This window comes from Sutcliffiella sp. NPDC057660, assembly GCF_042800035.1.
Classification (GTDB): Bacteria; Bacillota; Bacilli; order Bacillales; family Bacillaceae_I; genus Sutcliffiella_A.
This window is the reverse complement of the sequence record NZ_JBHVHV010000034.1, coordinates 1-10,083: the sequence shown is the minus strand read 5'-3', so window position 1 is coordinate 10,083 and position 10,083 is coordinate 1. Positions and strand designations below refer to the sequence as shown.

14 protein-coding genes and 2 pseudogenes are annotated in these 10,083 nt (G+C 37.3%); 12 read left to right on the top strand and 4 right to left on the bottom strand.

What is annotated here, in order from left to right; genetic code table 11:
- Both ACFVAD_RS24105 and ACFVAD_RS24100 read right to left on the bottom strand, forming a co-directional pair.
- Nucleotides 1-688: pseudogene (locus ACFVAD_RS24105) on the bottom strand (phospholipase D-like domain-containing protein); the annotation flags it as partial.
- 310 nt (nucleotides 689-998) lie between these two features.
- Nucleotides 999-1,172, bottom strand: a complete 174-nt coding sequence (locus ACFVAD_RS24100; RefSeq protein WP_162837599.1) for a hypothetical protein — start codon at nucleotides 1,170-1,172, stop codon at nucleotides 999-1,001.
- Between the two features lie 359 nt (nucleotides 1,173-1,531).
- Here ACFVAD_RS24100 and ACFVAD_RS24095 point away from each other — a divergent pair, with 359 nt between their 5' ends.
- The 11 genes and pseudogenes from ACFVAD_RS24095 (at nucleotide 1,532) to ACFVAD_RS24045 (ending at nucleotide 7,577) form a co-directional block, all read left to right on the top strand.
- Nucleotides 1,532-1,738 (top strand): DUF1657 domain-containing protein, encoded by a 207-nt coding sequence (locus ACFVAD_RS24095; RefSeq protein WP_017695330.1) that lies wholly within the window; start codon nucleotides 1,532-1,534, stop codon nucleotides 1,736-1,738.
- A 78-nt stretch (nucleotides 1,739-1,816) separates the two neighbouring features.
- Nucleotides 1,817-2,272, top strand: a complete 456-nt coding sequence (locus ACFVAD_RS24090; RefSeq protein ID WP_031538351.1) for a YhcN/YlaJ family sporulation lipoprotein — start codon at nucleotides 1,817-1,819, stop codon at nucleotides 2,270-2,272.
- A gap of 17 nt (nucleotides 2,273-2,289) precedes the next feature.
- Nucleotides 2,290-2,769: a stage V sporulation protein AC gene (gene spoVAC / locus ACFVAD_RS24085; RefSeq protein ID WP_017695333.1), complete on the top strand. Its 480-nt coding sequence runs from the start codon at nucleotides 2,290-2,292 to the stop codon at nucleotides 2,767-2,769.
- A complete protein-coding gene (spoVAD, locus tag ACFVAD_RS24080; RefSeq protein WP_386646409.1) occupies nucleotides 2,769-3,788 on the top strand; it encodes a stage V sporulation protein AD in 1,020 nt (339 codons plus the stop codon). The genes spoVAC and spoVAD overlap by 1 nt, the downstream gene beginning before the upstream one ends.
- On the top strand, nucleotides 3,785-4,135 hold the full coding sequence (gene spoVAE / locus ACFVAD_RS24075) for a stage V sporulation protein AE (protein ID WP_009336484.1): 351 nt from the start codon (nucleotides 3,785-3,787) through the stop codon (nucleotides 4,133-4,135). The genes spoVAD and spoVAE overlap by 4 nt, the downstream gene beginning before the upstream one ends.
- Before the next feature lie 11 nt (nucleotides 4,136-4,146).
- A complete protein-coding gene (locus tag ACFVAD_RS24070) occupies nucleotides 4,147-4,353 on the top strand; it encodes a DUF1657 domain-containing protein (RefSeq protein ID WP_009336483.1) in 207 nt (68 codons plus the stop codon).
- A gap of 29 nt (nucleotides 4,354-4,382) precedes the next feature.
- Nucleotides 4,383-5,243: a DUF421 domain-containing protein gene (locus ACFVAD_RS24065; RefSeq protein ID WP_386646404.1), complete on the top strand. Its 861-nt coding sequence runs from the start codon at nucleotides 4,383-4,385 to the stop codon at nucleotides 5,241-5,243.
- Nucleotides 5,244-5,381: 138 nt separating this feature from the next.
- Nucleotides 5,382-6,033 (top strand): annotated as a pseudogene (locus ACFVAD_RS24060) (DUF421 domain-containing protein).
- Between the two features lie 242 nt (nucleotides 6,034-6,275).
- The gene (locus ACFVAD_RS24055) at nucleotides 6,276-6,449 is read left to right on the top strand and encodes a hypothetical protein (protein ID WP_326046639.1); all 174 of its coding nucleotides are present in this window, start codon (nucleotides 6,276-6,278) and stop codon (nucleotides 6,447-6,449) included.
- 46 nt (nucleotides 6,450-6,495) lie between these two features.
- Complete coding sequence (locus ACFVAD_RS24050) at nucleotides 6,496-6,825, top strand: hypothetical protein (protein ID WP_386646401.1); 330 nt, start codon at nucleotides 6,496-6,498, stop codon at nucleotides 6,823-6,825.
- A 29-nt stretch (nucleotides 6,826-6,854) separates the two neighbouring features.
- A complete protein-coding gene (locus ACFVAD_RS24045; RefSeq protein ID WP_386646398.1) occupies nucleotides 6,855-7,577 on the top strand; it encodes a S8 family peptidase in 723 nt (240 codons plus the stop codon).
- A 286-nt stretch (nucleotides 7,578-7,863) separates the two neighbouring features.
- Here the strand turns inward: ACFVAD_RS24045 and ACFVAD_RS24040 are convergent, their stop codons facing one another.
- Together ACFVAD_RS24040 and ACFVAD_RS24035 are read right to left on the bottom strand one after the other, a co-directional pair.
- A complete protein-coding gene (locus ACFVAD_RS24040) occupies nucleotides 7,864-8,202 on the bottom strand; it encodes a spore coat protein (RefSeq protein WP_386646397.1) in 339 nt (112 codons plus the stop codon).
- A 13-nt stretch (nucleotides 8,203-8,215) separates the two neighbouring features.
- Nucleotides 8,216-8,482 carry a hypothetical protein gene (locus ACFVAD_RS24035; protein ID WP_386646395.1) on the bottom strand — a complete coding sequence of 89 codons (267 nt, stop codon included), beginning with the start codon at nucleotides 8,480-8,482 and terminating at the stop codon, nucleotides 8,216-8,218.
- A 313-nt stretch (nucleotides 8,483-8,795) separates the two neighbouring features.
- On the opposite strand from ACFVAD_RS24035, the gene ACFVAD_RS24030 reads away from it, so the two are divergent.
- Nucleotides 8,796-10,083: phospholipase D-like domain-containing protein (locus ACFVAD_RS24030; protein ID WP_386646392.1), on the top strand; the 1,288-nt coding region annotated here is incomplete at its 3' end.

Sequence of the window (10,083 nt, the reverse complement as noted above, 5' to 3'; positions counted from 1 at the left end):
CGCCTACTTCTGCAATCTCCTCATCTATGATCATCAGCTTCGCATGTAACATTCCTTTGTCGTACTGGTAGATCTGGACTCCAGCTTCAATAAGTTCCCCGTAATAGGTACGGCTTGCAAAGCCCACGATTTTTTGATCAATGTGGCGAGGAACCAGCAATCTTACGCGCACACCACGAGCCACAGCTGTCTTTAATGCCATAATAATATCTGTTTCTGGTATAAAGTAGGGAGTTGTTATATCAATGGTTTTGGTCGCTTGTGTTATACATATAAAGTAGGCTTGCCGAATGACTGGGGTAGGAATTCCAGGGTTTCCTTCCAACGTATGGATATACGCTTTTTGCATTGTCCCTGTCTTCTGGGATATGCCCATCTCTTTGTCATCAAGGGTACTCAACTCTGATCCTAATTCGGCTGACCATCTGGAAAGATCTACTTTGCCGGTTTGATTGATTTTCGTTACCTCAGATTTTGTTTTCAGATTTGTTTTTGATTTTATCCGTTCCGGCACAGCGATATTCCAATGAACATCAAAGACAGTCTGCAAATCGACTGATGCTTCTCCTATGATTTGCAAATGAGTATCCCGCCAGAATCCTACATCAGGCTTCAATCCTGTATATTCATATCCTACGTTCATGCCACCAGTAAATGCTTTCTTTCCGTCGACCGTGACAATCTTACAACGTATTTAACAGATATAGATAAAAAATCCACTCCAACTAAAAACCTCCCTAGTTTTTCTCTTAACATGTACAAACTATGTAGCAAGTATACGTTTGGAATACGAGGAATTGTTTTGATTGACCTTTTCTCATGAGACACCTCAATAAATTGATGTAAATGTCCTTCAGTTTACGTGGGTGGGACATAGGGGCATTGTCCCTATTGGCTACTCTAACACTTAGGATAATTCTATTACCCTAAAACGAAAGTGTCCTTTCACCTTGTCCCTCAATTACCCTAGAAGTGCTATACAAATGAAAATGCTTATTTTAATGTATCCTGTCCCAAACCCTACTTAGATCTAAGGGAACATAAACTTTATCGCGATGAATTTCCTTATGTATAATAGGATTTTTAAAACTATCCTCTAAACTTCCAAAAAAATTCTTTTGTCTAGCTCGTGGTTTTGGTCCTAAAACCATTTCACTATAATCTTTATACATACTTCCTATTCTCCTTTGATAATTTTCCACTTTCTTATGTTAAATAATTTAATAACACAAACCTGCAACTATTACTCCATTTCCTAAACAAAAAGCATATATGTCTATGTTTGGACTAAAACTCACAGTAACCCATGAATAAATCAACTGAACTTTAATCACTTTTTTAAAAAAGCTTGATTTTCAATTTTCACTACCCTTCCTCTCGCAGAATTTTACTTACAAAATGTATTTTTACCAAAAACCTTAAAATATTTCATATTTGAATTTTTAAATATTCATTTATATATAAAAATAAATGAATAAATTTATATTTTATTTAGCACCATATTACTGTCAAATCATAGGAGGTGTTATTCATGACAGTCATAAATGACGTTAAAACAGCTTTAGCTGGATTAAAAAGCGCTCAAGCTAGCTTTGAAACATTTGCTCTCAGTACGGATAATCAACAAGCTAAGAAACTTTATCAAGATGCTGCTACACAAACCCAATCCGTTATTGATAATGTTGAACCACGTGTTCAACAAATCGAACAAGAAGAACCTCAATACAAACAACAATAATGAGTATGGCGAAAAGGTTGGTTGAAAGGCCAACCTTTTTTGAGCATCCCTATACTGGTAAAACATGGAGGTGATTTCATGAAAGTGAAAATATTATTTTTCATTTTAATCCTTATCGGAATGGGTTCAGGGTGTAACGGGAACCAAAATCAGTTAGATAATAATAATGATTTGAGTATTTCACAAGTACATACAAGTAAACCAATTGATCAATCTGTTGCCAATCATGCTAAAGAAAAGATTATCACTAAGGAAGAAATTTCGGATGTAAAGGCTGTGAATACAGATAATGAGCTTTTAGTAGCGATAAAAGTCGGAAATTTCAACCGTTTCCGATTAAAAAATATCGAGAAGTCAGTTAAATCTGACTTAAAAAAAATGTATCCCGATCATAAAGTATTTGTTTCGAGTGATAAAAAAATGTTCTGGGAACTTGAAAACATAGAACAGAGACTGAAAAAAAACGATACGAATGAGAAAAACTTAAAAAAGGATTTAAATAAACTGAAAAGTCTTATGAAGGAACAAACATAAAGAGAAAGGAACGAGTTATGTCTAATAATCAAAAGAAACAACTCACTCCTGTGCAACAGGAATACCAAAAATTGCAAAAACAACGAGAGATTAAAAGACCGGTTGTTAAAAATTGTATAAAGGCCTTTATAACTGGTGGACTTATCTGTCTGATCGGTCAGTGTATTTCTGACTTTTACATTTATTTTTTTGATTTTACTGAGCAAACGGCCGGAAATCCGACAGTGGGTACGTTAATTTTTATTACGATGCTTCTTACTGGTTTTGGTGTATATGATCGAATGGCCCAATTTGGAGGGGCTGGAACAGCTGTACCCGTAACTGGTTTTGGCAATGCGGTCATATCACCTGCCATTGAGCATCGTTCCGAAGGATTTGTACTGGGCGTAGGCGGCAACATGTTTAAATTAGCAGGGGCGGTTATTTTATTTGGTGTTTTTTCTGCTTTTGTCATTGCCCTCATCAAGACCATTTTAATCCAGTGGGGTGGTTTATAATGCTTGCAGGTCATCGTACATGGATCTTTGAACACAAACCTGTGATACTTTCTACTGGAACAGTTGGAGGACCATTTGAAGCAAACGGAGCGATCGCAGAAGATTTCGATCTCCTTCATGCTGATTTATGGCTTGGACAGGATTCCTATGAAAAGGCACATAAAGTCCTTTTTGAAGAAGCCTGTCAAAAAGCCATGGAAAAAGGGGGCATCCAAAAAGATCAAGTTCAATTTATCCTAGCTGGGGATCTGATCAACCAGATAACTCCGACAAGTTTTGCCAGTCGAACAATTGGATCTCCGTATTTTGGTTTATTCGGTGCCTGCTCTACGTCTATGGAAGGACTGGCTCTAGGTGCTTATATTGTGAATACAAAAGGAGCGAAATATTTATTAACAGGAGCATCTAGTCATGATACAGCTGTTGAAAAACAATTTCGGTATCCAACTGAGTATGGTGGACAAAAACCTCCTACGGCACAATGGACTGTTACTGGTGCCGGTGCGGCCCTATTAAGTGATTCTGGGGATGGACCTCGTGTCACTTCTGCTACAATAGGCCGTGTGATTGATATGGGTCTGACAGATCCATTTAACATGGGAGGAGCTATGGCGCCAGCTGCGGTTGATACCATTGAAGCCCATTTAAAGGAACGAAATGTTGAGCCATCTTATTACGATTTAATTGTAACCGGTGACCTTGGCCAAATCGGACAGGAAGTGTCCATGGATCTATTTAAAAAGCATGGAACTCCTATTAGTGAAGAACAATACCAAGATTGTGGCCTTATGATTTATCGGGAAGGACAACCCGTTCTTGCAGGGGCAAGCGGTGCAGGCTGTTCAGCAACGGTAGTTTATGGGCATTTATTAAACCGCATGAAAAAAGGTGAATTTAAACGAATGTTAGTTGTGGCTACAGGTGCTTTGCTTTCACCGTTGTCCTTTCAGCAAAATGAAACAATTCCTTGTATCGCCCATGCAGTGTCAATTGAATACGGAGGTGAACAATTAACATGATCTATTTTTGGGCTTTTGTCGTAGGCGGTTTAATTTGTATCATTGGGCAAATTATGTTTGATGTATTTAAATTGACACCAGGTCATACCTTAAGTGCTCTTGTAGTGATTGGGGCGCTTTTAGATGGATTTGGACTATACGAGCCTTTGATTGATTTTGCTGGGGCAGGGGCTACCGTTCCGATTACAAGTTTTGGGAATTCGCTTGTTCATGGTGCGATGCAGGAAGCAGAAAAACATGGGTTAGTTGGTGTACTGACAGGAATGTTTGAAGTAACTAGTTCTGGTATTTCAGCTTCCATTGTTTTCGGCATGATAGGAGCTTTAATTTTTAAGCCAAAAGGATAAGGAGAATTAGGATGACAGTAGGATCAGATGTTAAACAGTGTTTTGCCAGTCTAAAAGGGGTAGAAGCAAGTCTCTCAAGTTTAGCATTACGGACTCTTGATGATGAATCGAAGCGAACTTTGCATGAGGCTATGATGGTAGTACACGAAGTAACAAAAGATTTAAAAAAAAGAGTAGGAGAACTAGAAGGAGAGGAACTTCAGTACAAAGGTTTCTAGAAAAACTATATTTACAGGGGGTGTAAGCAGTGCCTGAATGGTTAGATATAGCTGTACGCTCAGCATTATTTGTTGCTGTTTTATTTTTCATTACAAAATGGTTAGGGAAAAAGCAAATTTCCGAACTATCTTTCTTTGAATATGTCACCGGTATTTCTATTGGAAGTATTGGTGCAGAAGTGGCTATGGGACTTGAACGGAACATTTTTCACGGAATTATTGGAATTGTCATTTTTGCGGCTATTCCCTTTTTCGCTGGTTTAATTTCATTAAAAAGTAAACGTTTTCGCGATTTTATAGAAGGAAAAGCAACTGTATTTATCAAAGATGGGAAGATTATGGAAGATAATTTAAAAAAGGAAAGATATACGACAGATGAACTGTTAGAGCTACTTCGCAGGAAGGATGTCTTTCAAGTCTCTGATGTAGAATTTGCTGTTTTAGAGGCAACAGGTGATTTATCTGTGATGCTAAAGAAAGAAAATCAACCTTTAACAGCAAAGGATATAAACTTGAAGGTTGCTTCAATCAAGGAGCCTCAGACCATTATTATGGATGGTGCAATAATGGATGAACCACTAGCTACGATTGGACGAAGTCGGGCTTGGCTACGTACTGAATTAGAAAAACTAGGGGTAACGATTGAAAATGTATTTCTGGGACAGGTTAATTCTTACGGAGAGTTAACGATTGATCTGTTTGACGATAAATTACAAGTCGCACCCCCACAAGAAAGACCCTTAATTCTTTCAACCTTGAAAAAATGTCAAGCAGACTTAGAACTATTTGCTCTTGGAACGGAATCAAAAGAGGCCAAACAAATGTATAGGTTAAACAGTGAAAAATTACAAGAAGCCATTGATAAAGTGACCCCTATTTTAAAAGGATAAGGATTTAGCTTAGATTCATACATGACGAAAAAAAGATACCATTTTTAATTGAAAAAAGTTTAAAAACCTTAGTCCAATTTCGGACTAAGGTGAATTTTTTTACGAGGTGTTAGAAGTGTCTATTTTTTTAGTTAAAGTATTTTTATCTATATTGTGTTTATTGTAGCAGTAAAAATTTTAGGGAAATCAGCTCTAGCCCAACTTACCCCTCATGATTTTGGAGCGATTCTTTTTTTATCTTATTTAGCTTTTGGTTCTATTAAAGTAAACGGAGTGATGGAGGGGATTATTGGAATCATTGTAATAACATGCATTCATCTATTTATATCAAAGTTAAGTTTATTAAATAAGTTAAACCCTTTTATTATCGGAAAACCGACTATTCTAAATTAAACACGGGAAAATTATCTATCGAAATTTAAAGGAAAGTAGATATCCTTTACCTGAGCTGTTGTCTAATTTAAGAACATCAGGATATCCGGATATTCACGATATTGAATATGCGATTTTGGAAGCAACAGGTGAAATTAGCATTTTTCCAAGAAAAGAATTAGTTCCTATTACTCCAAAAGATTTACATATGAAAGTGGAATACCGCGGATTACCCATAGCCGTTGTCATTGAAGGGAAAGTACAAAAGCGTAATTTAAAATTTATCAACAAAAATGAAAAGTGGTTAAAGGAAGAACTAAAGGCAAAGGGATATCTTCAAATCAAAGATATTTTTTATGCTGCTGTTAGAGATACCGATCATTCATTAACCATTAACAAAATAGATGTTAACGACTAATTTTAAGACGATTTCCTCCCACTATAAATTAATGTCTTCTCTTATTTACTCCTTCTTATATTTTATTCTCAGATAGGCAAATATGGATTTTAAATGGTACAAACAACCCAAATATTACCTTATTCATAAGATAGCATTAAGTTCGAAGTATTTATAAGGAAGAATCTGAGAAACCAAATGTTTTTATACCCCTTTTCATACCCCAGTTTTTATACTCCCTATGGGGGGTAAAAAGTGAAACTTTGCGTACTGTAATACCTTTTCTGAATTATGGTTTGCAAGAAGCAACATTTACATCATATTCTCATGCCCTTTCAGAAGTAGTAGCCATGACTTATTTATTGGGAAAAGGATATGACCCACAAACTGCTTTTAAAACAGTTGAATCATGGGAAGTTAATGAAAGATTTTATTAAATGTTTCTAAAACGCTAATATGTGTTTTTATAAGAATATTTTAAAATTGAATAAGGGAGAGGACCACTTTGCAAACCGCACCCAAACCATGATTAGTATCCCATTTCCATCTGTATGGGGTATTGATGCTTCTATAGCTGGAAGACCAATCATTAGAGGTATACTTACCATTAATTCCATTATAGGCACCAAAGTAATGGGTACAGTTAATTTCCGTGGTACACCTATTCCAATTATCTTTATCTGCAAAATAAAATTGGACTTCCTAATAATCTGCTATACCGCGAACAATATCAATGGAACTTACCGATCATTCAAGCCGAAGCAGGCTGGGATATTACAACAGGGGATGAACATATTATTATTGCTGTTATAGACACTTGGGTTGATCTGGACCATCCTGATTTGAGCGGAAGATTAACAAATGGATACAATGTTCTGGAAAATAACGACTTTCCTGATGATGACAGTGGCCATGGCACCCATGTATCCGGAATCATTGCATCGGAAACAAACAACCAAGAAGGCATTGCTGGCATCACTTGGTATAACAAAATAATGCCTATAAAGGCAATGGGTGCTGAAGGATATGGAACGACCTTTGATATAGCAAAAGGGATTATTTGGGCAGTGGACCATGGAGCAAATGTCATTAATATGAGTTTAGGCAATTATCAGCCTTCTTCTCTTTTGAAAGAGGCAATCGATTATGCATACAATAAAAATGTAGTCATGATTTCTGCAGCAGGAAATGAAAATACTATACAACCGAGCTATCCAGCAGCATATCCTGAAGTTTTAAGTGTGTCAGCTGTCGACAACACAGGACGACGAGCATCTTTCTCAAATTACGGGGATTATATTGATGTCTCAGCTCCCGGAGTCCAAATTACGAGCACCTATTTTAACCAGCAGTATGCAGCTTTATCAGGTACTTCTATGGCTTCGCCTCATGTGGCAGGACTTGCTGGCCTCTTGCTTTCTGCAAACCCTAATTTAACTAACAGAGAAGTAATAGACATTATTAAGAATTCTGCATATGATTTAGGAATCCCAGGAAATGATAGCGATTTCGGCAATGGCTTAATTGATGTAAAGAATGCACTGGAAGCAGCCCAAAATGAATAATCTGAAATACTCCCCCTATTGACCCCATGTCAGGCAAAAGGCAATGAACCTTTATAAAAGTTGCCTTTTGTAGTTAAAAAACACCTTGAAATTTTTGAATTCATCCCCAAGTGGTTCCTAATTCTGGGTTCTGACATCATATTGCTAGGAAAATCCTTCACAAGCAATCCCCTATTCGCCAAATGGATTTTCTGGAAAAGTTACAACGGTTTAACTAAGGTTAGTCTATATGAAAAAATTGAATAATTTAAAAGCTATGGACTGGTTACCATAGCTTTTTACGACCTTATTGTATTGGAGGATTATGCGGAAACTGGGACATGTACCCTGTAAACTGCTGTGCCGCCTGTTGAAGTATTTGTGGCTGTTCCGCTTCAAGCGAATACCATCCCTTTTGAAACATCAGATTATACAGTTCACGCTGCAAATTCTTCGTTTCGTCGAAAATCGCGTGAATGTCCTGATATAGCGAAGCGTGGCTTGCCTCATTCATTGCCGTAGAATAAGATGCCGTAATGTACTTTTCATACGAAAGCATATCGTTTAGGAAGTCACGTTCATTCATCTCAGGTGTTTTTGGTATAGGTGTTTCTGGATATTGAATCTTGTTTTGATTGTTATTCATTTTGTATGTCCCCTTATTGATTCATTTGGTTCACATTTTGCTCCAAATGCTGCAAAATGCGCTGATAATGTCTTTCGTGCATCATGCATGCCTTTTCAAGGGCTGCTACGATCTGTTGATCTTGGCACTGGCCTGCTGCAAAATGTGCCTTTTTGAATCCTAAAAGGTTCCACGATAGCATGTCCTTTAAGTAATTAAAATCTTTTCCTGTGAGCACCTGTGGTGGCTCTTGAAAGACCGGCGGCTGACTTTGAGATTGATTTGGTTGTTGCTGTTGCATGAACAGTTCCTTCTTATTGCATTTACCACTTTAATTTTCCAAATTTATAAAAAATTATACCTATATTTAGGAATTTACCAGATGGTAATTTTCAAAATCACTAAGTCTCTAGTTAGGACAGTGCCCAGATCATTACGCCTTTCGTGATGTCAGAACTTACCCAACCTTAATTCTCTTTTTTTCGTTCTAAATATCTTATAAAAGTTCTTATAAAGGTAGTCCATAATATATAACAGACAATCCCTTCATATTCCATACGTATACTGGTTACATAGTTTGTACATGTTAAGAGAAACAGAAGGAGGGATTCCAGTTGGAGTGGATTTTTTATCTATACCTGTTAAATATGTTCTTTATCTTATTCATAGCAATTTGGGAAGTACGTAGGCCTGCGAAGGCATTGAATTGGATAATAATCGTCCTTCTTTTGCCTGTCATTGGTTTCTTGCTATATCTTAGCATATCAAATCCTAAGTTTATTCACCGGAAAAGATTGACATCTTCTAATAATGAATCTAACAAATTACCTGAGACATTCAGTGATTCAGCATCGGTAATTGCCGATTCTTTACGGCATTTCACTGTGAATGGGCTTCGAATGGGCCGAGTCCAAGTGTTTAACAATGGAATAGCGAAATATGAACAACTCCTTGAATCCCTACAAGATGCTCAAAAAACAATTGATCTGGAATATTTCATTTTTCGGAATGACCAAATTGGCAATCGCATCACAGAACTGCTAATCGAAAAAGCATTAACTGGAGTGCAGGTTCGTTTTATGAGAGATGGCTTGGGGAGTTATAAGTTCCCGCGTGAAAAAATCCGGCAGATGGTTGAAGCAGGTATAGAATGCAGGACAATATTTCCTTTGCGATTTCCCTGGTTTTTGTCCAATTGGAATTATCGGGATCATTGTAAGATGGCCATAATCGACGGAAAGGTAGCTTTTAATGGTGGCATTAACATAGGATATGAATATACAGGATTGAAGCCTGACGTTGGCTTCTGGCGGGATACTCATTTGCAAGTCATAGGAGAAGCATCAGCCGATTTGCAGCCTGTCTTTGATGTTCATTGGGAAATCGCTGTGCCGGAACGGATAAAATCAAAAACAAATTTGAAAACAAAATCAGAGGTAACGAAAATCAATCCAATCGTCAGAGCAGATTATTCCAAATGGTCAGCCGAATTGGGATCAGAGTTGAGCACCCTTGATGATAAAGAAATGGACATGTTCGCAAAAACTAGGCCATTGCAAAAAGCATATATCCATACGTTGGAAGGAAACCCTGGAATTCCTACCCCAGTCATTCGGCAAGCTTACTTTATATGTATAACACAGGCGACAAAGACTATTGATTTAACCACACCCTATTTTGTACCAGAAACGGACATTATCATGGCATTAAAGACAGCAGTAGCTCGTGGTGTCCGTGTAAGATTGCTGGTTCCTCGCCACAATAATCAAAAAATCGTGGGCCTTGCAAGCCGTACCTATTACGGAGAACTTATAGAAGCTGGAGTCGAAATCTACCAGTACGACAAAGGAATGATACATGCGAAGGTGTTGATCATCGATGAGGAAATTGCAGAAGTAGGCT

Coding starts and splice junctions, on each gene's coding strand:
- ACFVAD_RS24100 (WP_162837599.1), bottom strand. CDS start 1,172: ATGTATAAAGATTATAGTGAAATGGTTTTAGGACCAAAACCACGAGCT.
- ACFVAD_RS24095 (WP_017695330.1), top strand. CDS start 1,532: ATGACAGTCATAAATGACGTTAAAACAGCTTTAGCTGGATTAAAAAGC.
- ACFVAD_RS24090 (WP_031538351.1), top strand. CDS start 1,817: ATGAAAGTGAAAATATTATTTTTCATTTTAATCCTTATCGGAATGGGT.
- spoVAC (WP_017695333.1), top strand. CDS start 2,290: ATGTCTAATAATCAAAAGAAACAACTCACTCCTGTGCAACAGGAATAC.
- spoVAD (WP_386646409.1), top strand. CDS start 2,769: ATGCTTGCAGGTCATCGTACATGGATCTTTGAACACAAACCTGTGATA.
- spoVAE (WP_009336484.1), top strand. CDS start 3,785: ATGATCTATTTTTGGGCTTTTGTCGTAGGCGGTTTAATTTGTATCATT.
- ACFVAD_RS24070 (WP_009336483.1), top strand. CDS start 4,147: ATGACAGTAGGATCAGATGTTAAACAGTGTTTTGCCAGTCTAAAAGGG.
- ACFVAD_RS24040 (WP_386646397.1), bottom strand. CDS start 8,202: ATGAATAACAATCAAAACAAGATTCAATATCCAGAAACACCTATACCA.
- ACFVAD_RS24035 (WP_386646395.1), bottom strand. CDS start 8,482: ATGCAACAGCAACAACCAAATCAATCTCAAAGTCAGCCGCCGGTCTTT.